We start from the raw sequence: 23,180 nt of genomic DNA, 5'->3' as shown, positions 1-23,180 counted from the left end.
CCCATGCCCTAAGCAAGTGCCGCGATCGTCACGTGCAACCTGTCTTGCAGCCCGTCTTGCAGCCCGTCACGGGCTCGGCCGGAGGCAACAACGAAGATCACCATACTCGTCGCCACCGACAGTGCAAGGCAGCCGCCACCGGACCCCCGGGAACGCCGAAGAGCGACCACCCAGTTGGGTGATCGCTCTTCAGTGCGTCAGCGTTACAGGCTCACTAGTGGACCTGTATCAGCTCGCGAGGGGCCCTCGGCGGGCCCGTGGGACTACTTGACCTCGACGGAGGCGCCGGCGCCCTTGAGGGACTCGGCAGCCTTCTCGGCGGCCTCCTTGGCGACCTTCTCGAGAACGGGCTTCGGGGCGCCGTCCACGAGGTCCTTGGCCTCCTTCAGACCCAGGGAGGTCAGCTCACGCACGACCTTGATGACCTGGATCTTCTTGTCGCCGGCACCCGTGAGGATGACGTCGAACTCGTCCTGCTCCTCGACGGCCTCAGCGGCGGCGGCGGGGCCGGCCGGACCGGCAACGGCGACCGCGGCGGCGGCGGTGACGTCGAACTTCTCCTCGAACGCCTTCACGAACTCGGAGAGCTCGATGAGGGTCATGTCCTCGAACTGCGCGAGCAGGTCTTCCTGGCTGAGCTTCGCCATGATGGGCGATCCTTCCACTTATTCGGCTGGTGCCGGATGTACATGTGAGGCGGGCGTACTTTCGGCCCGCTGCGACCACTGCCTAGGCGGAACTGCCCAGACGGCGGTCAATGCGCGAGCCGAATTACTCGGCACCGCCCTGCTCGGCCTGCTTGGCACGAAGAGCGTCCACGGTGCGGACGAGCTTCGAGGGGAGCGCCTGGAAGAGCTGGGCAGCCTGAGTCTGCTTGCCCTTGAAGGCACCCGCCAGCTTGGCGAGCAGAACCTCGCGGGACTCGAGGTCCGCAAGCTTCTTGATCTCGTCGGCGGACAGCGCCTTGCCGTCAAGGACACCGCCCTTGATGACGAGGTTGGGGTTGTCCTTGGCGAAGTCACGAAGACCCTTCGCGGACACCACCGGGTCACCGGTGATGAACGCGACCGCCGTCGGACCGTTGAACAGGTCGTCGAGCGTGGAGATCCCGGCCTCGTTGGCCGCAATCTTGGTCAGCGTGTTCTTCACCACGGCGTACTGGGCGTCTTCACCGAGCGAACGGCGCAGCGTCTTGAGCTGCGCCACGGTGAGACCCCGGTACTCGGTCAGCACAGCGGCGTTCGAGCTGCGGAACTGGTCCGCGAGCTCGGCTACCGCGGCAGCCTTGTCGGGCCTTGCCATAGAGCGTCGGCCTCCTTCCGGGTGATGAGGACCGCTCAGAAGGGGCTGGGCAAAACGAAACGCCCCGGCGCAGGCGCACGGGGCGTAGCTCGACCGGTATGTCCGCAAGCTGGGCAAGCGAACTCCGGGAGCACATCCACGGTCACCTACGCGGGTCGTCCGCAGTTTCAGCGGATCCTTCGGCCACCCTGCCCTCTTGCGAGGACAAGGCAACGACCAGCGGTCTTTGGCTTCTGGGGAACAGTACGTGACGGGGTCGCTGTCAAGCAAATCCGCTCGACAGCGCCTCGGCCCAGCGCTCTACAGCGCCTCGGCTCAGCGGCTGTCCGGGGACGGATCAGCCCTTCTGGGCGTCCTTCATCAGCTGCGCGAGGTCGACGGTGTCCTTGGCGGGCGGGGCCGTCACCGTCACCGGCTTGTTGTAGTCGAGGAAGACCATGGTCATGTCGAGCGGGCCCTTGTCGGAGGCGGCGCGCACCCGGACCTGCTTGGTGTGGTCGTCCGGCCCGACCCACATGTCCATCGTGAGCTTGTCGGCGCCCAGCTGCTCGTACTGCTTCAGGCTCTTCTCGCGCTTGTCGCGCGTCGCCTTGTCCTTCTTCTTGAGCTCGGCGCGCAGTTCGTCGAGGGTGACCGTGCCCTTGTAGTGGGTGGTCTGGACGCCGTCGATCTTCTCCGTGCCGACCTTCTTCACGTCCTTGGAGCCGGTCAGGTAGGTGGACTCCTGGGACGGGTCCTGACTGGCCTGGTCGGAGAGCTTGCTCGCGTCGACGCCCGGGGAGCCGCCGGCGCCCTTGGCCATCCCGGAGATGTCGAACTTCATCCAGCTCTTGCCGTCCATCTCCTTGGCGGCGGCCGCGCCCCCGCCCAGGTACATCGCCCCGTCGACGACCCGGATCTCCACCTTGCCGTCGGCGCCCTGGTCGAGGGCGGTCATCTTCATGCTCATGGCCAGCGGCTTCATGCTCATCGACGCCTGGGCCTGCACGCGGCCCGCCTCCGGGACCTTGCCGGTCATCCGGTAGCTGAGCGAGGTGATGGCCTCGCTGTTCTTCGCCGCCTTGGCCACGGCCGCCGCGGGCGTCATCTTGGGCGACTCGTCGCCCTTCGCACAGGCGACGGCGCCCCCTCCGAGGACCAGGGCCGCGAGTGCGGCCCCCGTCGCACCGCGCCGTACGGAGTCACGCACAGAAAACATCAGGATCCCCCCAGGGAACACATGAGCGATACACAGACTGCGCGCAGCGTAGCCCAGGGAGGTTCCAGCGGTCTCGTGATTTCTTTTGAGTTTCTTGGTACTTGAGTTCTTGGTACTTGAGCTTCTTGGTACTTGAGCTTCTTGGCGCCTGGCCCTCCAGGCGCCCGGAGCCTCAGCTCGTGGTGTCCGACGACCCGCTCGAAGTGTCGGCGCTGCCCGGCGTCAGGCCCTGCGTCTTCAGCAGGTCCTTGAAGTCGGTGGTGTCGCTCGCCGGGGGTTGCACGGCGGAGACCTTCACTCCGTAGTCGCTGTAGTACGTCGTGGAGGACATCGTGCCGCTCGACAGCTGACCCTTGGAGACCGCCTTGACGAGCAGATCCTTGCCGTTGACCCAGATGTCGACGTCCTCCGTCGTGATGCCGGCCTGGGTGAACTGCTTCTTCAGGTCGGCGAGTTGGCTCGCGGTGAGGTGGGAGCTCTTGGCCGCGAGGTCCGAGACGTTCACCGTGCCCGCGTAGTGCGTGGTCTTCTCGCCGCGGACCGTTTCGCCGCCGACCTTCTTCACATCACCGGAGGCCAGCAGGAGCTTCACCGACTGGTTCGGCGAGCTGTTCTGCATCTGGTCCTTCAGGAACGCGCCGGAGCCGCCCGCCAGCTTCGCCAGGTCGTCGTACGCGTACCTGATCCAGTGCTTGCCGCCCGTCTGCTTGGCGAACACCTCGCCCATCTTGGCGTAGTAGGCGTCGGACAGATAGCGAGCCTGCATGGAGGTGCTGCCCGTCTTGCGCATCGCCTCGGCCATCGTGCCGCCGGTGTACGTGATCGTCATGTCACCGGTGAGGCCGTTGCCCCAGCCCATGGAGCCGTCCGACTTCATGGACATCAGCGCGCCCAGGCTCGTCGTGGACTCGACCTTTGCGGAGTCCGCGCCGTCGGTGGACTTCTCGGCGGACTGGAGCGCCGCTATGGGGCTGACGTGAGTCGTGCCCTGGCCCGCCTTGTCGTCCTTGCCTGAGCCCCCGGAGGAGCCCGAGGAACAGGCTGCCACCCCCGCCAGCGCGCTCACCAGCGCGATCGAAAGGGTCACTTGGCGCACGCGCGTGCTCTTCATTCGTCCCACCCCTATGCGAATCCTGAGAGCTGCACGCTAACGCAGCCCACTGACACACGTATCCGGGAATGGGGACGGGCCCCGCACCTCGAAAGGTTGCGGGGCCCGTGTCAAGAACGCGTATGCGACGCGGTCACCGGGGTGAGCGGAAGGCTCAGACGGCGGCCGGGTCCTCCTCGACGAGGAGGTTGCGGGTGCGGTTCGGGTCGACCGGAACGCCGGGGCCGATCGTGGTGCTGATCGCGGCCTTCTTGATGTAGCGACCCTTGGCGGCGGACGGCTTCAGACGAAGGATCTCGTCCAGCGCGGCGCCGTAGTTCTCCACCAGCTTGGCCTCGTCGAAGGAGGTCTTGCCGATGATGAAGTGCAGGTTCGAGTGCTTGTCGACGCGGAACTCGATCTTGCCGCCCTTGATCTCGGTCACGGCCTTGGCCACGTCCGGGGTCACGGTGCCCGTCTTCGGGTTCGGCATCAGACCACGCGGGCCGAGGACACGGCCCAGACGGCCGACCTTGCCCATGAGGTCCGGGGTGGCGACGACGGCGTCGAAGTCCAGACGGCCCTTCGACACCTCGTCGATGAGCTCGTCGGAGCCGACGATGTCGGCGCCCGCGGCGAGTGCGGCCTCGGCACGGTCACCGGTCGCGAAGACCAGGACCCGGGCGGTCTTACCGGTGCCGTGCGGGAGGTTCACGGTGCCGCGGACCATCTGGTCGGCCTTGCGCGGGTCTACACCCAGGCGGAAGGCGACCTCGACGGTGCCGTCGAACTTGCTCGTGGAGGTCTCCTTGGCGAGACGGACGGCCTCGAGCGGGGCGTAGAGCTTCTCCCGGTCGATCTTGGCGTCCGCAGCGCGGAGAGACTTGCTGCGCTTGCTCACTACTGCTCCTGATGTGTTCTGAGGAGTCGTGGTACGGACCGAGCAGGCCCTGCCACGTGCGGCTCGCGCCGCATGATTCCTACGAAGGTGGGTGTCAGCCCTCGACCGTGATGCCCATGGAACGGGCGGTGCCGGCGATGATCTTCGACGCGGCGTCCAGGTCGTTGGCGTTGAGGTCGGGCATCTTCGTGGTGGCGATCTCGCGGACCTGCGCCTGGGTGATCTTGGCGACCTTGGTCTTGTGCGGCTCGCCGGAGCCCTTCTCGACACCCGCGGCCTTGAGGATCATCTTGGCGGCCGGCGGAGTCTTGGTGATGAAGGTGAAGGAGCGGTCTTCGTAGACCGTGATCTCCACCGGGATGACCCAACCGCGCTGCGACTCGGTCGCGGCGTTGTAGGCCTTGCAGAACTCCATGATGTTGACGCCGTGCTGGCCCAGCGCCGGGCCGACCGGCGGAGCCGGGTTGGCGGCGCCGGCCTGGATCTGGAGCTTGATAAGCCCCGTGACCTTCTTCTTCTTGGGAGGCATGTGCTCTCTCCGGGTCCTAGTGAGAGTTTTCAGCTTCCGCCCGGTTCATCCGGATGGAGGCATACCGCACAACGATAACGGGTATCCATGCGCGGCCAAAAACCGAGCAGGTCAGACGGGCTGCGTGAGCCCGTCTGACCTGTTCGGAAGACGTACGTCCAGAAGGTGCTAGTTCTTCTGGATCTGGTCGAACGAGAGCTCGACCGGGGTCTCGCGACCGAAGATCTCCACCAGGCCCTTGACCTTCTTGGAGTCGGCGTTGATCTCGTTGATGGTCGCCTGCAGCGTGGCGAACGGGCCGTCCGTGACGGTGACCGAGTCGCCGACCTCGAAGTCCAGCACCTGGACCTCGACCTTGCGCTGCGGAGCGGGCTTGCCCTCGGCCTCGGCGGCCTCACGGGCGGCCTTCTCCTCGGCCTCCGGGGCGAGCATCTTGACGATCTCGTCCAGCGTCAGCGGGTACGGGTCGTAGGCGTTGCCCACGAAGCCGGTGACACCGGGAGTGTTGCGGACGACACCCCAGGACTCGTTCGTCAGGTCCATGCGGACCAGGACGTAGCCCGGGAGCTTGTTCTGCTTGATCGTCTTGCGCTCGCCGTTCTTGATCTGCGCGACCTCTTCCTGCGGCACCTCGGCCTGGAAGATGAAGTCCTCGACGTTCAGCGAGACGGCACGCTGCTCGAGGTTGGTCTTCACGCGGTTCTCGTAACCGGCGTACGTGTGGATGACGTACCACTCGCCGGGGAGCGTGCGCAGCTCCTCGCGCAGTGCGGTGACGGGGTCGACGGGCTCGGCCTCTTCTTCGGCCTCTTCCTCGTCGCCTTCCTCGGCGTCTACGGCAAGGGCCTCGTCGGGAACGTCCTCGTCCTCGACGTCCTCACCGGACTCGTCCTCGACGTGCAGGGCCGCTTCCTCGGCGGGCTCGCCGGCGGCGGCATCGGCAGCCTCGAACTCGTCCACGACGTCCGCGCCCTCGACGATGTCGAGCTCGTCGTCAACGGACTCGACCGACTCGCTGGCATCGTTCAGGTTCGGGTCAGACACGGTGGCTGCTTCTTCCTGGATACATGGGGGTGGAACACGCGAAAGGGGCGCCGGTGACGGCGCCCTTCGCTCTCGGCTCAGCCGAAGACGTACTTGGCGGCGTGGTTGAGCCCATAGTCAATCACGGTCACCAGGCCAATCATGATGACGACGAAGACAATCACCACTGTGGTGTACGTCGTCAACTGATTGCGAGTCGGCCAGACGACCTTGCGGAGCTCCGCGACGATCTGGCGGTAGAAAGTGGCAAGGCGCTTCAGCGGGCCCTTCTTGGCACGCTTACCGCCCTTGCGGGCCTTCTTCTGAGACTCGGGCGCCTCGGCATCAGGCATGTCGATGGAGCCCACGGCGTCCGTCACTCGTCCTCACCTGATTCCGGGTCGTGGCCGTGCCGCGCCCGGTTGAGCCGCACGGCGGTGCATTGCAGTACGTACATGCGCACACATCCTGGCGAAGGTGTGTGTAGCAGGGCCGGAGGGACTTGAACCCCCAACCGCTGGTTTTGGAGACCAGTGCTCTACCAATTGAGCTACGACCCTTTGTTTCCCCCAACGTACCGCATCCACCCGGATGCTCGGTGTGCATCGGATGAGTGCGACCGGTGAAGGCCAACGAGGTGAGAGTGTACGTGGTCCGGGGCCGGTCGTCGAACAGAAAGTGTCCGTACGGGCTTTGTCCGCCGAAGATCGACCGGCGAGGGGTCCGGATCCGGACGGTTGTTCTCTTGTTGTTCAGTCTGTGAAACCCGCGTGCCGGGGGAGTTTCCAGTCTGAAACGATGGGTCCCATGAGCGCTGCAACCCCTCCCACCGAGCGCCGGGTCTCCGCCCGAGTCGGCGCGATCTCCGAGTCCGCCACCCTCGCCGTGGACGCCAAGGCCAAGGCCCTGAAGGCCGCCGGGCGCCCGGTGATCGGCTTCGGCGCCGGTGAGCCCGACTTCCCGACCCCGGACTACATCGTCCAGGCCGCCATCGAGGCCTGCTCCAACCCGAAGTACCACCGCTACACGCCGGCCGGCGGCCTGCCCGAGCTGAAGGCCGCGATCGCCGCGAAGACCCTGCGCGACTCCGGCTACGAGGTGGAGGCCGCCCAGGTCCTGGTCACCAACGGCGGCAAGCAGGCGATCTACGAGGCCTTCGCCGCGATCCTCGACCCGGGCGACGAGGTCATCGTCCCGGCGCCGTACTGGACGACGTACCCGGAGTCGATCCGTCTCGCCGGCGGTGTCCCGGTCGAGGTCGTCGCCGACGAGACCACCGGCTACCGCGTCTCGGTCGAGCAGCTGGAGGCCGCCCGCACCGAGAACACCAAGGTGCTGCTCTTCGTCTCCCCGTCCAACCCGACGGGCGCGGTCTACAGCCGCGAGCAGATCGAGGAGATCGGCCGCTGGGCCGCCGAGAAGGGCCTGTGGGTCCTGACGGACGAGATCTACGAGCACCTGGTCTACGGGGACGCGCAATTCCACTCCCTCCCGGTGGTCGTCCCCGAGCTCGCCGACAAGTGCATCGTCGTGAACGGCGTCGCGAAGACGTACGCCATGACCGGCTGGCGCGTGGGCTGGGTCATCGGCCCGAAGGACGTCATCAAGGCCGCGACCAACCTCCAGTCGCACGCCACCTCGAACGTGTCCAACGTCGCCCAGGTCGCCGCCCTCGCCGCCGTCTCCGGCGATCTGACGGCCGTCGCCGAGATGCGCGAGGCCTTCGACCGCCGCCGCAAGACCATCGTGCGGATGCTCAACGAGATCGACGGCGTGCTCTGCCCCGAGCCCGAGGGCGCCTTCTACGCGTACCCCTCGGTCAAGGCCCTCGTCGGCAAGGAGATCCGCGGCAAGCGCCCCCAGGACACGGTCGAGCTGGCCGCGCTCATCCTGGAGGAGGCCGAGGTCGCGGTCGTCCCGGGTGAGGCCTTCGGCACCCCGGGGTACCTGCGCCTGTCGTACGCCCTGGGTGACGAGGATCTCGTCGAGGGCGTCAGCCGGATCCAGAAGCTCCTGTCCGAGGCACAGGACTGACGTTTTCGCGCTCCACGCGTGTGTGCGGGCCGTTTCCCTCCGGGGAGACGGCCCGCTTCTTCGTGCGAGCAAGACCACTAACGAGGAAAGCGCTACCGACACGGCGGGAACGTACGGCAGGATCCTGGAATGGAGCGCGTACGTGATCTCTCTGAACTGCCGAAAGCCCATCTGCACCTGCACTTCACCGGTTCGATGCGGCCCACCACCGTGCTGGAGCTGGCCGACAAGTACGGTGTCCGCCTGCCCGAAGCCCTCACCGACGCCCTGACCAGCGGCGAACCGCCCAGGCTACGGGCGACCGACGAGCGCGGCTGGTTCCGCTTCCAGCGGCTGTACGACGCGGCCCGATCCTGCCTCAGAGAGCCCGAGGACATTCAGCGGCTGGTGCGCGAGGCCGCCGAGGAGGATCTGAGGGACGGCTCCGGCTGGCTGGAGATCCAGGTCGACCCGACCTCGTACGCGCCCCGGCTGGGCGGACTCATCCCGGCTCTGGAGATCATCCTGGACGCGGTGGACTCGGCCGCGCGGGAGACCGGGCTCGGCATGCGCGTCCTGGTGGCCGCGAACCGCATGAAGCACCCGCTGGACGCCCGCACCCTGGCCCGGCTCGCCGTGCGCTACGCGGACCGGGGCGTCGTCGGCTTCGGGCTCTCCAACGACGAGCGGCGGGGTATGGCGCGGGACTTCGACCGGGCCTTCGCGATCGCGCGGGACGGCGGGCTGCTGTCCGCGCCGCACGGCGGCGAGCTGACCGGCCCGGCGTCGGTCCGCGACTGCCTGGACGACCTGCACGCCACCCGGATCGGACACGGTGTGCGCGCCGCCGAGGACCCGCGGCTGCTGAAGCGGCTCGCGGACCGGGGCATCACCTGCGAGGTGTGCCCGGCGTCGAACGTCGCCCTGGGGGTCTACGAGAAGGCCGAGGACGTCCCCCTGCGCACCCTCTTCGAAGCCGGCGTCCCGATGGCCCTCGGCGCCGACGACCCCCTGCTGTTCGGCTCCCGGCTCGCCGCCCAGTACGAGCTGGCACGCCACCACCACGGCTTCACGGACGCGGAACTGGCCGAGCTGGCACGTCAGTCGGTGCGGGCCACGGCGGCCCCCAAGGACGTCAAGGAGAAGCTGCTGTCGGGCATCGACGACTGGCTGGCCGCCCCGGTCGCCTGAAGTGGGTGTACGGCGGATACGCCTGGAACCCGATGTCCAGCTCGACGTGACGGCCTGGGGACAGCGGCAGATGCGGGGTGAGGGAGGCGACGAGCACGTCATGCCCCTTGGCGGCCCGCTTCCCACGCGGCCCGAACCCGGCCGCCGCCTCCAGGTGCGTGGCGGCCGAGGCGAAGGTGTCTCGGGCGCCGAGGAGGAGGAGCGTCCCCGCGTGTACGACCGGATGGATCCGGTCCCGCGCGTCGAGGCGGTCCCAGCGCTGCTCCCAGCGCGCCGCCCAGGCGGCCGCGTGGGCGGCGGTGCGCTCCTCGTCGGTGCGCACGGTGAGCGGGGTGCCCTCCCGCAGCCGGCGGCGCAGCTCGGGCCAGACGGAGGCCCGCAGGCCCGGCGACCGGTGGGCGAGGACGAGGTCGACCGGCACCCCGGGCGCGTAGGCCCTGGGGAGGCTCCGCCGCAGCGGGGCGTACACGATCGTGTGCCGGGAGAACGCGGCGAACGAGAAGAGCGCGGCGAGGCGGGCGAGTCCGTCGTGGTCGCCCACGAGGTAGCCCCAGCCTTCGAAGGGGTCGCTGAGCGTGGTGTGCCGCAGCGGCGGACGCGGCTGGACGACCCGGTAGGCGCGGGGGCCGACGCGCGGCGTGAACTCCGTGACGCTCAGCCGCACGGGGAGTGCCGCACGGCCGCGGGGGCTTGTCTCATCGGGCCAGGGTGACCGTCACGAGGGCTCGTCCGCAACGGAGATTCCGCCCAGCAGCGTGCGGGCGATCGACGGGGCGAACTCGTCCACGGGCGGCGGCCTGCCCTCCTCCGTGGAGTCGTAGGCGAAGGCGCGCTGGGCGCAGGCGCCCAGCAGGAGCGAGGCGGCCGCGTAGGTGTCGACACCGGCGCGGACCCGGCCCGCGTCCTGTTCGGCGCGGAGGTAGGCGTCGAGGCCGCGGATGGGCATGTGGGGGCCCGATCCCATGGAGCGCATCGACTCCTCGTGCCGGCGCTTGAGCTGCGTTTCCGCGTACAAGGAGGCTGCGATCGGAAAACTCTGCTCATAGAAGAGGGCCGCCTGGCGGGCGATCTCGGTGAGGTTCTCCAGGAGGGTGCCCCGGCCCGGCTCGGCCGCGAGGCCGGCCAGCAGCGGGGTCAGCTGGGGCAGGCGCTCCTTGAGCACGCTGACGAACAGCTCCTCCTTGCTGGGGAAGTACTTGTAAAGCGCCGCCTCCGAGCAGCCCGCGGCCTTGGCGATCTCCTTGGTCGTGGCGCGGGCGAGGCCGATGGTGAGCATGAGCTCGTGCGCCGCGTCGAGGAGGCGGATCCGGGCCGGTTTCTGCTGCATGGGCCCCAAGGATTCCATGTTCACCCCTGTTCGGCCTTGACGGGTGGGTGAGTACTTACCCACCCTAGGAGCAAGCAGAGGTGAGTGAATACTCACCCACCTGATTGACCCAGGGGGAGCACGCCATGGAACTCACCGTCCTCGGTGCCACAGGAGGCATCGGCCAGGAGATCGTCCGGCAGGCGCTGGACTGCGGCCACCAGGTCACGGCGGTCGTACGGGATCCGATGCGGCTGACCGTGACAGGTGCGGGCCTGGAGGTGTTCCGCGCGGACCTCACGGACCCGGAGGCGCTGCGCCCCGCGGTCGCGGGCCGGGACGCCGTCCTCTCCGGGCTCGGCGCCCGCACCCGCAAGGACGCCGGGATCGCGACCCGGCTGACCCGTACGGTGCTGGGCGCCATGGAGGCCGAGGGGGTGCGCCGGCTGCTGGTGGTGAGCGCGGGGCCGGTCGGTCCCGACCCCGAGGGCGCGGCGTTCGCCGACCGCGCCGCGCGGGGTCTGGTCTCCCTGATCCTGAAGGACGTCTACGCCGACCTGGCGGCCATGGAGGGCGAACTGGCCCGGAGCGCGACCGACTGGACGGTCGTGCGCCCGCCGCGGCTGCAGAACAAGCCGGTGACCCGCTCGTACCGGACGGTCGTCGGGGGCTTCCCGCTCAAGGGCCGCTTCATCGGGCGCGCCGACGTGGCGCACGCGATGCTGGCGATGACCAACGACCCCGGGACGGTGAAGCAGGGCGTCGGAGTCGCGTACTAGTCCTCCGCCGGGCGGCCGGCCGTGCGTGCGGGGTCGCCCTCCAGAGCTCCACCCAGTGCTCCGTCTGGGGCTCTAGAGCTCCACGCCCACCGTCACCGGCTCGTTGACCAGGGTGATCCCGAAGGCGTCGTGGACGCCGGCGACGACCTCGCGGGCCAGTGCGAGGAGGTCCTCGGTGGTGGCCAGGCCCCGGTTGGTGAGGGCCAGCGTGTGCTTGGTGGAGATCCGGGCGGGTCCGGAGCCGTAGCCCTTGGGGAAGCCGGACTTGTCGATCAGCCAGGCCGCGGAGGTCTTGGTGTGACCCTCGCCCGCCGGGTACGCGGGCGGCACGACCTCGCTGCCCAGCCGCTCCGTCACGCGCGCGTGGAACGCGGCGAACTCCTCGTCCGTGAGGATCGGGTTGGTGAAGAACGACCCGGCCGACCAGGTGTCGTGGTCCTCGGGGTCGAGCACCATGCCTTTGCCGGAGCGCAGCTTCAGGACGGTCTCGCGGGCGGTGGCGAGCGGCACCCGGTCGCCGGGCCCGACTCCGAGGGAGCGTGCCGTCTCGGCGTACTTGATCGGCGCCGACAGCCCGTCCGCGTCCTCCAGCTCGAACCTGACGCGCAGCACGACATACCGCTCGGGGTCGGCCTTGAAGCGACTGTGGCGGTACGAGAAGGCGCAGTCGGCGTTGGGCAGGGTGACCGTCTCGCGCGCCCTGCGGTCGTACGCGATCACTTCGGTGATGGTGGACGACACTTCCTGGCCGTACGCGCCCACGTTCTGGATCGGGGTCGCACCGGCGGATCCGGGGATCCCGGCGAGGCACTCGACGCCGGCGAGCCCGGCCTCGACGGTGCGGGCGACCGCGTCGGTCCACACCTCGCCCGCCGCCAGCTCCAGCCTCGTACCGTCGAGGGCGAAGCCGGCGGTCGCGATGCGCAGGGCGGTCCCGGCGAAGCCCTTGTCGCCGATGACCAGGTTCGATCCGCCGCCGATGATCAGCAGCGACGTACCGGTGTCGTCGGCCTCTCGGACGGCGGCGATCACCTCGGCGTCGGTCGTGGCGGTGATCAGCCGGGTCGCGGGACCCCCCAGCCGGAAGGTGGTCAGCGGGGCGAGCGGGGCGTCGTTGAGTTCCTGCACGGGCTCAAGAGTACGAGAAGGGCCCCGCCGGTCGAGGCGGGGCCGCTTCTGTGGGTGCACGAGATGGACCACTCAAGGGTTTGGATCCTGGACCCTCTATCGGCGAGCGGTTGCCCTCCCACTCACTGCGAGCCACTCACTGCGAGGCGGATTCCATCGCCTCAGCGCGAGGCGGTTTCCAGAACCGGCGCCTGGGCCGGATCCTGCCCCTGGGGCGACTCGGAGGCGACGACCCGGATCTGAGCCGCACGCCGCGCCGTCGGGATGAGCAGCGCCGCGACACCCGCCAGGGCGACCATCGCGGAGCCCACCACGAGCGCGGGCCGCAGACCGTCCACGAAGGTCTGCGCGGTCCCGTAACCGCCCTGTGCGGAGAAGATCGAGGACATCACCGCGATACCGAGCGCGCCACCCACCTCACGCAGCGCGTTGTTGGCACCGGAGGCGATGCCCTGCTCCTGCGGACGGACGCTGGACATGACCAGGTTGGAGGCCGGGGCGAAGTAGAGGGACATTCCGATGCCGCTGACGATCAGGGCGGGCAGCTGGGCGGCGTACGACGCGTGGGCGGCGACCACGGAGGCGTAGTACGCGAGCCCGGCGGCCTGCAGAAAGAGCCCGGTGGCGACCACGGGACGCCCGCCGATGCGGTCGGAGAGGTACCCGGCGATCGGCGCGACGAGCATCGGCATCCCGGTCCAGGGCAGCATCCGCAGGCCGGCCTGGGTGGGCGAGTAGCCGAGGACGCCCTGCATGTACTGGCTGAGCAGGAAGATCGAGCCGAACATCCCGAGGAACATCAGCAGGCTCGCGGCGTTGATCCCGGCGAAGGCACGGGAGCGGAAGAGCCGCATCGGCAGCATCGGGTTCTTGGCACGGATGCCGTGGAAGACGAAGCCGGTGAGCAGCGCGGCGCCCGCGAGCAGACCGGTCAGGACGATCGGGCTGGTCCAGCCCTCGGCGGGCCCGCGGACCAGGCCGTACACGATCCCGAAGAGACCGCCGCTGACGAGCAGGGTGCCGGTGATGTCGAGCGGGGCGCCAGTGCCGTGGGACTCGGCCAGCCGCAGTCGGGCGAGGGGCAGAAGGGCGAGGCCCAGCGGCACGTTCAGCCAGAAGATCCAGTGCCAGGACACGTGTTCGGTGAGGCTGCCGCCGATGAGGGGCCCGGAGGCGACCGCGAGTCCGTTCACGGCGCCCCAGATCCCGTAGGCCATGCCGCGCTTGGCGACCGGCACCGCGGCCGTCAGCAGGGTGAGCGTGAGCGGCATCATGATCGCCGCGCCGACGCCCTGGACCGCCCGGGCGGCGATCAGCGAGTCGAGGCCGGGCGCCATGGCGGCGGCCGCCGAGGCGCCGGTGAAGACGGAGAGGCCGACGAGGAAGAGCCGACGGCGGCCGAACCGGTCGCCGAGCGCCGCACCGAACATCAGCAGGACGGCGAAAGTGAGCGTGTAGGCGCTCACGGTCCATTCCAGGTCGTCCAGCGCTCCGCCGAGATCCCTGCGGATGGAGGGCAGTGCGGTGGTGACGACGAGATTGTCGAGAGCCGCCATGAATCCGGCGGCGCTGGTGATGATGAGGGCCCAGGTGGCTCCCCCGCGACGTGCTGTCTGCTGTGACATCGCTCCCCCTAAGGGCGATCGTTCCCTGTAATTAGTTATTGCTGACTAACTTTCGCGACCAGAAAAAGGCGCCGACATCCGCCTCCCCCACCCGCTTCCCCTGCCTACTTCTCCAGCCGGCCAGTGAGCCGCGCCGACGGATAGAGCCCTTCCCAGACCCTGTGCTCGGGCGGAAAACCCATGGCCACCAGGCAGTTGATGAGCATCCCGTACGCCATGAAGCCCGTCGTCTCGTTCGGGTCGGCGCCGAGCGGCAGGTGGACGGTCTCCCACAGCCGCATCCAGTCGGCCCGTACGGCCTCACCGAGCTCGCGCTCACCGGCCTGCTCCGCGGCCGCGGTCGCGACGTACATCTGCATCTGCATCAGCAGTTGCTCCGGGTGCTCCGCGATGCTCTTCGTGTACGCGTTCGCCATGGAATGCAGGGCGTCTTCGCCCTCCAGACCCTTCGCGGCCTCCTCGAAGGCGCGGATGGTGTCCTCCATGCAGCGTTGGGCCGCCGCGAGGAACATCGCCCGCTTGTCGGGGAAGAGCCGGAAGAGGTACGGCTGCGAGACACCCACGCGCTTGGCGATCGCCTCGGTGGACGTGCCGTAGTACCCACCCCGGGCGAACTCCGCGATCGCCGCGCGGATGACGCTCTCGCGCCTCTCGTCTGCGCTCATCCTGACCATACGACTAAGTTAGTGCCCAATCACTAACTTAGTCAAGCGGCAGCGGCTTCGAATGACGCGCATGCCCCACGGCCGGACAGCCACGCACGCACGGAAGGGGCCGTGCCGGTACGTCGCAGCCCGTCGCTTACGTTCGGATCGAGCAGCGGCTCGCTTGCCCGGCCCCGCGTCCGATCCGGCGGCGACGGGCTCGACGTACCGGCGCGGCCCCACCACGCGCCGCAGACAACCGCTACCGCAGACGAGAGACCACCGGCACCTCCGCAGACGGACCACAGACGGACCACCGGCACCTCCGCAGACGAACCACAGACGACAGGCCACCGGCACCTCCGCAGACGGACGAACCAGGTACGGCCGGACGCGGCCAGCCACGGCCAGGCGCGGGCCAGGGCGCACGTAAGGGGCGCCGACAATGGCCGACGCCCCTTACCTCGCTTACTCGCTCACCCATCGCTCCCGATGACGGCCCTCAGGCCAGTCGAACGACCGCTCGCGACATGCCCAGGACCTTCTGCCCCGCGCTCATCGCGGTGAGGTCGACGCGGACGGTGTTGTCGTCCAGCTTGGCCGCGACCTTGCCGCTGACCTCGATGGTCGCTCCCTTGTCGTCGTTGGGGACGACGACGGGCTTGGTGAAGCGGACGCCATACTCGACGACCGCACCCGGGTCGCCGACCCAGTCGGTGACGACGCGAATCGCCTCGGCCATGGTGAACATGCCGTGCGCGATGACGTCGGGGAGACCGACCTCGACCGCGAACTTCTCGTTCCAGTGGATGGGGTTGAAGTCCCCGGAGGCACCCGCGTACTGCACGAGTGTGGCGCGTGTCACAGGGAAGGCCTGGGCCGGCAGCTCGGCACCGACCTCGACGTCGTCATACGCGATCTTCGCCGTCATGGTCAGCCCTCCTCCGCCGCGCGCGCCACGAGCTTGGTGACGGCCGTCACCACGTGCTCGCCCGCCTCGTCATGGACCTCACCACGGATGTCCACGATGTCGTTGCCCGCCATGGACTTGATCGCCTCGATGGTCGAGGTGACCGTGAGCCGGTCGCCCGCGCGCACCGGGCGGGTGTAGGCGAACTTCTGGTCACCATGCACCACGCGGCTGTAGTCGAGACCAAGTTGGGGGTCCTGGACGACCTGCCCCGCGGCCTTGAAGGTGATCGCGAACACAAAGGTCGGCGGGGCGATCACATCGGAGTGCCCGAGCGCCTTGGCGGCATCGGGGTCCGTGTACGCCGGGTTGGTGTCCCCCACGGCCTCCGCGAACTCGCGGATCTTCTCCCGACCGACCTCATAGGGGTCGGTGGGCGGGTAGGACCGCCCCACGAAGGACTGGTCGAGCGCCATGGGCTCGGTACCTCCTGGTTTTCAGCCGGTGCAGCGATTCTCGGACCGGTGCCCGTACGAGGACTGTCGGTGACTGCTCGACGACCACTCGCACGTCGCACTCCGCCGGTGAACGACGCGAGGCCGCCCCCGTTACTGGGGACGGCCTCGTGTACGAGCCTGATTTATCGCGTTTCGCGGTGCGCGGTGTGCGCGTTGCAACGCGGGCAGTGCTTCTTCATCTCCAGTCGGTCCGGGTCGTTACGCCGGTTCTTCTTGGTGATGTAGTTCCGCTCCTTGCACTCCACGCAGGCCAGCGTGATCTTCGGGCGGACGTCGGTGGCAGCCACAGGAGTGCTCCTTGACGAACGGATGGGACATTAACGCATAGAAGAGTAGCCGATCGAAGGACCGACCCCACAATCGGCTACTGTCTGTAGCGGTGACCGGACTTGAACCGGTGACACAGCGATTATGAGCCGCTTGCTCTACCGACTGAGCTACACCGCTGTGATGCGATTGGCCCCCGCCTTGCGACGGGAACCTCTCACACCAGAGCCCCAATACGGAATCGAACCGTAGACCTTCTCCTTACCATGGAGACGCTCTACCGACTGAGCTATTGGGGCGAGCGATGAAGACATTACACGCTCGCCCGCCGATCGCCCAAATCCGTTTCGCGGCTCCCGCCCCGGCCTGTTCCGGGCCGTTCCCAGCCGCTCCCGCGGCCCCTCACGAACGGTGCGTCACGACCGCGACTCCGGCCGCTCCCACCCCACGAATGACCGGTCACACCACCCGGTCAACAGCCTCCGGTCCCGGCCTCCCCACCCGGCCGACCAGCGACTCCGTCCGGCCGCCCCGACTCGCGTGTCCGGCTCTCATCTCCCGCTTTCTGTCCGTGCACGGACCACACCGGTACGACTATTGCGCTCCTCCCGGACGAAAAGGGCTCGCCACCCTAGGCTCGACTCACGCTGCGTGATCTTGTCCCTCACTGCCCACGACCTCGCCCCGCCTCTCCGCCCGCGCCACCTCCCGCCCCGCCACCCCACACCCCCACCGCCGAAGCGCCCACCTCCCCAGTCGCCCCTCCCAGCAGCCGCCCCCGAGCCCCAGGAGCGCGATGCCCGACAGCCAGCCGCAGCCACCCCCCTCCTCGTCGGGACAGACCGACACCGCCACCCTGCTGCTGCGCGCGGCGCGGCTCACCGACGGCCGGACTGTGGACGTGCGGCTGGGCGGCGGGCGTATCGAGGCGGTCGGCACCGCCGGGAGCCTGGCGACGCCCGCCTCCGGCTCGCGCGCCGCGAAGGTGGACCTCGACGGCTACCTGCTCCTGCCGGCCCCCGCCGAGCCCCACGCACACGGCGACACGGCCCTGACGGCCGACGGCGACGGCCCCCTGTCGTACGACACCCAGGAGGTTCAGCGCCGCGCCACCGAGGCCGCGTTGCTGCAACTCGGGCACGGGGCGACGGCGTTGCGCTCGCACGTGCGCGTCGGCGACGTACAGGGCCTCGACGCGCTGGCGGCGGTGCTCCAGGCGCGGCGGGCACTGCGCGGGCTGGCCGAGCTGACGGCGGTGGCGATGCCGCGGTTGCTCACCGGGGTCGCCGGTGCCGACGGGCTCGCGATACTGCGGGACGCCGTGAAAATGGGCGCTTCGGTGGTGGGCGGCTGCCCGGACGCCGACCCGGATCCGACGGGGTACGTGGAGGCGGTCCTGGAACTCGCCTCGGAACACGGCTGCCCGGTCGACCTGCACACGGACGCCCCCGACCCCGCCCGGCTCGCCCGGCTCGCGGCGATGGCGGGCGGCCTGCGGTCCGGAGTGACGCTCGGCCCGTGCGGCGGCCTCGGCCGGCTGCCGTCCGAGGTGGCCTCCCGGGCGGCCGACCAACTCGCCGCGGCGGGCGTGACCGTGGTGTGCCTGCCGCAGGGCCGCTGCGGGGGCGTGGACCGGCGCGGAACGGCGCCGGTACGGATGCTTCGGGCGGCCGGGGTACGGATCGCCGCGGGCAGCGGCGCCCTCCGGGACGTAGCGAACCCGGTGGGCCGCGGCGACCCCCTGGAGGCCGCGTACCTGCTGGCCTCACGGCACGGTCTGCGCCCCGAGGACGCGTACGACGCCGTGAGCTCCGGCGCGCGGGCCGCCCTCGGACTGCCCGAGGTACGCGTGGAAGCCGGCTTCCCGGCCGAGTTGCTCGCGGTGCGCGGGAACCGGCTGGCAGGGGCGCTGTCGCTCGCGTACAGCCGGATCGTGGTGCACCGGGGGCGCGTGGTGGCGCGGACCAGCGCGGTACGGGAGTACTGCAACTCGGCGGCAGCGGCGGGGCTGGACCTGCCCCGGCAGGGACGCGGAGAGCCTTCCTAGCCACAACTTCCGTCCACCACCCCGCACGTTGTGCACGCACAGCCGCAACCACCCTCAGTGCGCCCCCTGTTCACCACGCGCGCCGAGTGCATGACGGCCTCCGCCGCCGCGCGCGCCTGTGGACAACTCAAGAGACCCCTGAGTTGTCCACAGGGTCGTGCGGCGAACGGGTCCATCCGGGCGTACGGTCGGAAACATGCGCATTGTCATCGCTGGAGGTCATGGTCAGATCGCGTTGCGGCTGGAGCGACTGCTCGCCGCGCGCGGTGACGAGGTCGCGGGGATCATCCGCCGCGCCGAGCAGGGCGACGATCTGCGGGCGGCTGGTGCGGAGCCGGTCCTCTGCGATCTGGAGTCGGCTTCGGTGGAGCAGGTCGCCGCCCATCTGCAGGGCGCGGACGCGGCCGTCTTCGCAGCGGGCGCGGGCCCGGGCAGCGGTCCGGCCCGCAAGGAGACGGTGGACAAGGGCGCCGCCGTCCTGTTCGCCGACGCCGCGGAGCGAGCGGGCGTACGGCGCCACGTCGTCGTGTCGTCCATGGGCGCGGACCCGGCACACCCGGGCGACGACGTCTTCGACCTGTATCTGCGCGCCAAGGGCGAGGCCGACGAATACGTACGCAGTCGCACGTCCCTGGACTGGACGATCCTGCGCCCCGGATCGCTGATCAACGCCGCCGGCACCGGCCTCGTACGCCTGGAGGCCTCGACCGGCCCCGGAACGATCCCACGGGACGACGTCGCCGCAGTCCTGGCGGAGCTGGTGGAGACTTCCGCGACGGCCGGGCTGACCCTGGAGGTGATCAGCGGCTCGACGCCGATTTCGGTGGCGGTCAAATCGGTCGCGGGGAACTAGAAACCGGCCGGACCGAGCCACCGCCGGCCCGCTCAGAACAACGGAAGCTGCCCGGGGAACCCGGGCACGGAGTACCCGTCCAACGTCGGCTGCGCCGCCCCCAGCTGCGCCGGCCGACGCGACCCGGGACACGAGACCAGCTCCCCGCTCCCCCGCGCACCGGGCGGGTCATGCCGGGCGAACCGTCCCGCGACGACGGCGATCTCCCGGCGGCACTCGGGGCAGTTCCTACGACGCGATGACATGAGATCAGTCTGCCCGGCGGGCAGCAGCCTCCTCGTACCGGACGCACTTGGGTCTGTGCCCGGTGCGGCGAGAGTGCGTGCATGGCGTCGCGGGGCTGGGGGGCACCTCCCGGCCGCAGGCTGGGGGAGGGAATGTGACGACAGGGCCTAGGGCGAGGGAGCCCGACGCTGCGTGACAAGCCGCTGCCTACGACCCCTCAAGTTTCCCCCCCCAGGCCCGGACGCTGCCGTGAGACCCCGCCCTCCTGACGCGCGCCCATCACCAACTACCTTTTCTGTCACGGGACCTGACCCAGCAGAGCAGGAGTCAGGCCGTCGACGATCTGTCGAAGGATCGTCGACGACCCGTCGAAATCCGGCCTGTTCTCGCGGGTTTACTAGACAGTCGCGTCTGTCCACGCAGGCAGCCCGACACGGTCGGCTGCCCTTTCCGTGGACAGCCGAAGCCGATAGTCGATATGGAGCACGGCAATGTTGAAGAAGTCACTGGTGGCGGTTCTGAGCGCTTCCGCCCTCGCGATAGGGGCACTCGGACTGAGTGCCGAGTCCGCGTCGGCCGCTTCCACCTGGAAGCTGAAGGCCACGTGCAGCTCGGTCAACATACGAGCGAAGTCCAACACCAGCGCGAAGGTCACTGGCGTCGCTTACAAGGGCGACCTCATGAACGGCACGAAGGTGGACTACAAGGGCTACAAGGACATCAAGGTGGACAAGGCCTGGATCTACGGCAAGGTGGTGCGCAAGGACCACAAGGTCATCTACGGCTGGGCCGCGCTCAAGTGCTTCAACCCTTACGAGCAGTAGGGGAAACCTGCTCCGGCAACATCACGGCCTCTGACCGTTTCACCCGGTCAGAGGCCGTCCACCTGCCGGTGGGTGTGGGATTTGAACCTGTGCGTCGAGGTTCGCTCAACCGTGGGAGACGGTGAGGCCGTAGAAGGCGACCCGAGCACCCTTGGTGGTGCTGTCGGAGGACGACTGGTTGTACGAGCCGGCCTTGAAGTACTGCTTGTAGGCGTCGAACGACGACGGGATGGCGTAGTGCGTGGTGCTCCCGTTGACCGTCAGGTCGATGGTGTGTCCGCCCGAGACTGCGATCGTGTAGTTCCATGTCTTGCCGACCGATACGTGGCCGACGGTGTGCAGTGTCTGCCCTCCGGAGGGCGAGTTCTCCGTGCCGAGGACGATGTCACCGCTCGCCCGGTAGTACAGCTCCAGCAGCGGCTTGGTGGACGAGCCTCCTGTGCCGAGGTGGATCTGTCCTACACAGACGTTCGATGTGACGGACACGACCCGCAGCGTCGCCTTCAGTTGATGCGTGCCGCTGAGCGACCAGTTGGCGGCGGTGCCGTTGCGGTTCATCTCCCGCAGTTCCGAGCGGGCGTAGTTCGAGTTCGGTGTGGTGACGCCCTTCTCCGGTGCCCAGAAGGTCATCGCGCCGTCACGGGTGTCCGTGTAGAAGTACGAGTCCTGGAACCCGTTGGCCCCCTGAAGCCGGGAGGACGGGATCGTCGTCGGTGAGCCGGGGGAGCCCACCGGCTCCTGAAGCTGCCATACCGACAGGTCGAAATTCCCACCGGGCGCGACGGACGGGTCCGCCATGGGTGAGGAAACGACGTTGGTACCGCGCTGGCCGCTGGGCGTGCCGGCAACGGCCGCGGCGGCGGAAAGTGAACTGGCCGGCGCGGCCGGAGCCGCAAGGGCCAGGCCGCCGGTGACGGCGGTGGCGGTGGCCAGGGAGGTGAGCAGCGTACGCATGCGCATGGGGGGTGCCTTCCTGTCGGCTCGGTGGACTCGGTTGGCGGGCGCGCGTATTTCTCAGCAGGGAGTGTTCATGTGCATGAACTTCATATGTCAACATGAACACTTGGTGTCGCGACAGTAGGACTGTGGCGCGGCCACGTCAAGGCTGATGGTGGAGGAACGCACTCCTACCGCCGAACTCGCTTTCGCCGACCGGCGAATGCCGCACCCGGGACGAGGCACACACTCAGTGACCAAGGCAGGCGCTCGCCCCCATGGCGGACGGTGCCCCGTCGAGGCACGCCGGGCCGGAGCTGGAGCTGGAGCTGGATGTCGATCTCGTCCACGTCGATGAACTCGACCAGAGGTCGCGGACACCCGAGCGCTGCCGCGGAAGTACATCGGGCGGCCAGGTCGACGCCGCACGCCTCCGGAACGACGAAAGGGCCCGTGATCAGCATTGCTGCTGATCACAGACCCTTTCGGTCGTGTGGCGGCGCCAGGATTCGAACCTGGGAAGGCTGAGCCGGCAGATTTACAGCGGGCTGGCTCCGCACCCTCTGAGCAGCCATCTCGTCCCCCAGGACGGCTCCTGGGGGACGTGTGGGGGATCAGCGCTCCGGAGCCGAGGCATGTTCTGCAGCCGCACCGCGCTGCCGCACGATGGGTACGGAGTCACGCCGCCCCGCCGATCGGCGCTGCTCGATGGTGGCCCGCAGTTCTTCGGGGGTAGGCCAGGGAGCGCGGCGGTGGATCATGCGGTGGCAGTTGGCGCAGATGAGGGCCAGATCGCTGAGTTTCGTCCGGCCTTCGCCTGCCTCATGCAGAGGCACGACATGGTGGCACTCGACGTACCCGGCGCCGCGATCGCCGTAGACCTCCTCGAAGTCGAACCCGCACGCCTCACAGGCCAGGCTTCCGCCCTTCCGCAGGACAGAGTCAACCTTCTTCTTCCGCAGGCCCTTGTTCCGTTCCCGCGCCCGGTGCCGGCGCAGAAGCAGGCGCCCTTCGGGGGCACTGAAGTCGTCGTCAAGCTCCTCGTCGTCCGCGAGGGCGAGATCCTGGAACTCGCCTGTGGCGATGCCCTGCCGGATGAGATGCGCCGCCTCGGTCATCTGGTCCGGACGGGCGAGGAACTCGTTGAGGACTTCTACGTCGAGCGCGCCGCCGTTTGTGGGCTTGCCGCGGTAGTCGGGGTGCCGGGTGGCGATGTCGAACGTCTTGCGGGCCACGCCGTTGGGGTTGCGGAACTTCTCATTGCGGTCGGCTTCAGCGTGGATGGGCAGCAGCTGGAGCAGGGCGGACAGCTCGATGACCCGGCTGTCCTGGACGTCCAGCCCCTTCCAGCCGTTCGTCATGACCAGGTGGCAGGCGAGGATGATTTCATCGCGTGCCCAGTCAGGGTTCTTCACTGCCTTGACCTGGAAGCCAAGTCGCTTCAGCCAGGCGACCGCGTGGTCCCTGCCACCGCTGAACTCGCCGGCAGTCAGAGCCCGCCCCTGGTCCCACTTGTGCGCCACTCCGGCGATCGCCTTGGAGTCGTACTCCCGCCCTTCGTACAGCAGGACGTACGAACGGGCCTCGCCGAAGCCATACCTCAGCAGGAACGTCTCGCGCCCCAACTCATCATGCTCAGCAAGGGCCTTGACTACGGACTCGTGTGTGATCGCTCCTCTGCGCATGACGGAAGGCTACGGCTGGGCACTGACATCGATCACAGCAATATCGGCCTGTGACCACGCCCTTGAGCACGAACTCGATGCTGTCGGCTCATTGCCTTGTAAGCCTGCTGGTGCGGGACGGGAAAGGTACGCAGGTCACGCCAGGAATGGCGGGCTCCCCGGTCGGCCAGGCATCTCGGCTGCGGC

The 23,180-nt window shown here is 68.8% G+C and carries 25 protein-coding genes and 4 tRNA genes; 6 read left to right on the top strand and 23 right to left on the bottom strand.

Features of this window, described 5'->3' with window-relative positions; translation table 11 throughout:
• Window positions 1-263 precede the first annotated feature (263 nt).
• The 9 genes from rplL to ACIQTP_RS24865 form a co-directional block, all read right to left on the bottom strand.
• Window positions 264-647, bottom strand: coding sequence for a 50S ribosomal protein L7/L12 (gene rplL, locus ACIQTP_RS24905; RefSeq protein ID WP_319750122.1), 384 nt, complete (start codon window positions 645-647; stop codon window positions 264-266).
• Window positions 648-771: 124 nt separating this feature from the next.
• The gene (gene rplJ, locus ACIQTP_RS24900) at window positions 772-1,302 is read right to left on the bottom strand and encodes a 50S ribosomal protein L10 (protein WP_060901499.1); all 531 of its coding nucleotides are present in this window, start codon (window positions 1,300-1,302) and stop codon (window positions 772-774) included.
• 337 nt (window positions 1,303-1,639) lie between these two features.
• Window positions 1,640-2,491, bottom strand: a complete 852-nt coding sequence (locus tag ACIQTP_RS24895; protein ID WP_403403428.1) for a DUF1396 domain-containing protein — start codon at window positions 2,489-2,491, stop codon at window positions 1,640-1,642.
• A gap of 181 nt (window positions 2,492-2,672) precedes the next feature.
• Window positions 2,673-3,611, bottom strand: coding sequence for a hypothetical protein (locus ACIQTP_RS24890; RefSeq protein ID WP_403403218.1), 939 nt, complete (start codon window positions 3,609-3,611; stop codon window positions 2,673-2,675).
• A 154-nt stretch (window positions 3,612-3,765) separates the two neighbouring features.
• Window positions 3,766-4,491 carry a 50S ribosomal protein L1 gene (rplA, locus tag ACIQTP_RS24885; protein ID WP_060901502.1) on the bottom strand — a complete coding sequence of 242 codons (726 nt, stop codon included), beginning with the start codon at window positions 4,489-4,491 and terminating at the stop codon, window positions 3,766-3,768.
• A 94-nt stretch (window positions 4,492-4,585) separates the two neighbouring features.
• Entirely contained in the window at window positions 4,586-5,020 is a 435-nt protein-coding gene (gene rplK, locus ACIQTP_RS24880; RefSeq protein ID WP_030359033.1) for a 50S ribosomal protein L11, read from the bottom strand.
• Window positions 5,021-5,188: 168 nt separating this feature from the next.
• On the bottom strand, window positions 5,189-6,064 hold the full coding sequence (gene nusG / locus ACIQTP_RS24875; protein ID WP_403403214.1) for a transcription termination/antitermination protein NusG: 876 nt from the start codon (window positions 6,062-6,064) through the stop codon (window positions 5,189-5,191).
• Window positions 6,065-6,141: 77 nt separating this feature from the next.
• A complete protein-coding gene (gene secE, locus ACIQTP_RS24870; protein ID WP_067367170.1) occupies window positions 6,142-6,423 on the bottom strand; it encodes a preprotein translocase subunit SecE in 282 nt (93 codons plus the stop codon).
• 107 nt (window positions 6,424-6,530) lie between these two features.
• A tRNA-Trp gene (locus tag ACIQTP_RS24865) sits at window positions 6,531-6,603 on the bottom strand.
• Between the two features lie 247 nt (window positions 6,604-6,850).
• Here ACIQTP_RS24865 and ACIQTP_RS24860 point away from each other — a divergent pair.
• The gene (locus tag ACIQTP_RS24860) at window positions 6,851-8,077 is read left to right on the top strand and encodes a pyridoxal phosphate-dependent aminotransferase (protein WP_403403211.1); all 1,227 of its coding nucleotides are present in this window, start codon (window positions 6,851-6,853) and stop codon (window positions 8,075-8,077) included.
• A 129-nt stretch (window positions 8,078-8,206) separates the two neighbouring features.
• Window positions 8,207-9,247, top strand: coding sequence for an adenosine deaminase (locus ACIQTP_RS24855; RefSeq protein WP_403403208.1), 1,041 nt, complete (start codon window positions 8,207-8,209; stop codon window positions 9,245-9,247).
• Here ACIQTP_RS24855 and ACIQTP_RS24850 read toward each other — a convergent pair.
• Together ACIQTP_RS24850 and ACIQTP_RS24845 are read right to left on the bottom strand one after the other, a co-directional pair.
• Complete coding sequence (locus ACIQTP_RS24850; RefSeq protein WP_403403205.1) at window positions 9,192-9,911, bottom strand: hypothetical protein; 720 nt, start codon at window positions 9,909-9,911, stop codon at window positions 9,192-9,194. The two genes, ACIQTP_RS24855 and ACIQTP_RS24850, sit on opposite strands and share 56 nt — an antisense overlap.
• Window positions 9,912-9,962: 51 nt before the next feature.
• Window positions 9,963-10,574, bottom strand: a complete 612-nt coding sequence (locus ACIQTP_RS24845; RefSeq protein ID WP_402034617.1) for a TetR/AcrR family transcriptional regulator — start codon at window positions 10,572-10,574, stop codon at window positions 9,963-9,965.
• 125 nt (window positions 10,575-10,699) lie between these two features.
• Between ACIQTP_RS24845 and ACIQTP_RS24840 the strand changes: the two genes are divergently transcribed.
• Window positions 10,700-11,332: an NAD(P)-dependent oxidoreductase gene (locus ACIQTP_RS24840; protein ID WP_403403202.1), complete on the top strand. Its 633-nt coding sequence runs from the start codon at window positions 10,700-10,702 to the stop codon at window positions 11,330-11,332.
• Window positions 11,333-11,404: 72 nt separating this feature from the next.
• Here the strand turns inward: ACIQTP_RS24840 and ACIQTP_RS24835 are convergent, their stop codons facing one another.
• From ACIQTP_RS24835 to ACIQTP_RS24800, 8 genes are all read right to left on the bottom strand, one after another.
• Window positions 11,405-12,460, bottom strand: a complete 1,056-nt coding sequence (locus tag ACIQTP_RS24835; RefSeq protein ID WP_403403199.1) for a UDP-N-acetylmuramate dehydrogenase — start codon at window positions 12,458-12,460, stop codon at window positions 11,405-11,407.
• Between the two features lie 161 nt (window positions 12,461-12,621).
• Entirely contained in the window at window positions 12,622-14,085 is a 1,464-nt protein-coding gene (locus ACIQTP_RS24830; protein WP_403403196.1) for a DHA2 family efflux MFS transporter permease subunit, read from the bottom strand.
• Between the two features lie 104 nt (window positions 14,086-14,189).
• On the bottom strand, window positions 14,190-14,759 hold the full coding sequence (locus ACIQTP_RS24825) for a TetR/AcrR family transcriptional regulator (protein ID WP_403403193.1): 570 nt from the start codon (window positions 14,757-14,759) through the stop codon (window positions 14,190-14,192).
• Between the two features lie 472 nt (window positions 14,760-15,231).
• Window positions 15,232-15,660 carry a MaoC family dehydratase gene (locus tag ACIQTP_RS24820; RefSeq protein ID WP_403403190.1) on the bottom strand — a complete coding sequence of 143 codons (429 nt, stop codon included), beginning with the start codon at window positions 15,658-15,660 and terminating at the stop codon, window positions 15,232-15,234.
• 2 nt (window positions 15,661-15,662) lie between these two features.
• Window positions 15,663-16,115: a MaoC family dehydratase N-terminal domain-containing protein gene (locus tag ACIQTP_RS24815; protein ID WP_403403187.1), complete on the bottom strand. Its 453-nt coding sequence runs from the start codon at window positions 16,113-16,115 to the stop codon at window positions 15,663-15,665.
• A gap of 164 nt (window positions 16,116-16,279) precedes the next feature.
• Complete coding sequence (rpmG, locus tag ACIQTP_RS24810; RefSeq protein ID WP_004571794.1) at window positions 16,280-16,444, bottom strand: 50S ribosomal protein L33; 165 nt, start codon at window positions 16,442-16,444, stop codon at window positions 16,280-16,282.
• An 87-nt stretch (window positions 16,445-16,531) separates the two neighbouring features.
• Window positions 16,532-16,604, bottom strand: a tRNA-Met gene (locus tag ACIQTP_RS24805).
• Window positions 16,605-16,650: 46 nt separating this feature from the next.
• Window positions 16,651-16,723 (bottom strand) — tRNA-Thr (locus ACIQTP_RS24800).
• Window positions 16,724-17,220: 497 nt separating this feature from the next.
• On the opposite strand from ACIQTP_RS24800, the gene ACIQTP_RS24795 reads away from it, so the two are divergent.
• The gene (locus tag ACIQTP_RS24795) at window positions 17,221-18,471 is read left to right on the top strand and encodes a hydrolase (RefSeq protein WP_403403183.1); all 1,251 of its coding nucleotides are present in this window, start codon (window positions 17,221-17,223) and stop codon (window positions 18,469-18,471) included.
• Between the two features lie 196 nt (window positions 18,472-18,667).
• Window positions 18,668-19,324: an SDR family oxidoreductase gene (locus ACIQTP_RS24790; RefSeq protein WP_403403180.1), complete on the top strand. Its 657-nt coding sequence runs from the start codon at window positions 18,668-18,670 to the stop codon at window positions 19,322-19,324.
• Window positions 19,325-19,356: 32 nt separating this feature from the next.
• Here ACIQTP_RS24790 and ACIQTP_RS24785 read toward each other — a convergent pair whose 3' ends face one another.
• Window positions 19,357-19,569, bottom strand: coding sequence for a hypothetical protein (locus tag ACIQTP_RS24785; protein ID WP_403403177.1), 213 nt, complete (start codon window positions 19,567-19,569; stop codon window positions 19,357-19,359).
• Window positions 19,570-20,040: 471 nt separating this feature from the next.
• Between ACIQTP_RS24785 and ACIQTP_RS24780 the strand changes: the two genes are divergently transcribed.
• The gene (locus ACIQTP_RS24780) at window positions 20,041-20,373 is read left to right on the top strand and encodes a hypothetical protein (protein WP_402034601.1); all 333 of its coding nucleotides are present in this window, start codon (window positions 20,041-20,043) and stop codon (window positions 20,371-20,373) included.
• Window positions 20,374-20,478: 105 nt separating this feature from the next.
• Here ACIQTP_RS24780 and ACIQTP_RS24775 read toward each other — a convergent pair whose 3' ends face one another.
• From ACIQTP_RS24775 to ACIQTP_RS24765, 3 genes are all read right to left on the bottom strand, one after another.
• Window positions 20,479-21,333, bottom strand: coding sequence for a polysaccharide lyase family 7 protein (locus ACIQTP_RS24775; RefSeq protein WP_403403174.1), 855 nt, complete (start codon window positions 21,331-21,333; stop codon window positions 20,479-20,481).
• A 470-nt stretch (window positions 21,334-21,803) separates the two neighbouring features.
• A tRNA-OTHER gene (locus ACIQTP_RS24770) sits at window positions 21,804-21,882 on the bottom strand.
• A gap of 41 nt (window positions 21,883-21,923) precedes the next feature.
• Window positions 21,924-22,994, bottom strand: coding sequence for an HNH endonuclease (locus ACIQTP_RS24765; RefSeq protein ID WP_403403171.1), 1,071 nt, complete (start codon window positions 22,992-22,994; stop codon window positions 21,924-21,926).
• Window positions 22,995-23,180: the final 186 nt, after the last annotated feature.

It is taken from the genome of Streptomyces sp. NPDC090798, from assembly GCF_044768965.1.
Classification (GTDB): domain Bacteria; phylum Actinomycetota; class Actinomycetes; order Streptomycetales; family Streptomycetaceae; genus Streptomyces.
This window is presented reverse-complemented; position numbering and strand designations above follow the sequence as displayed.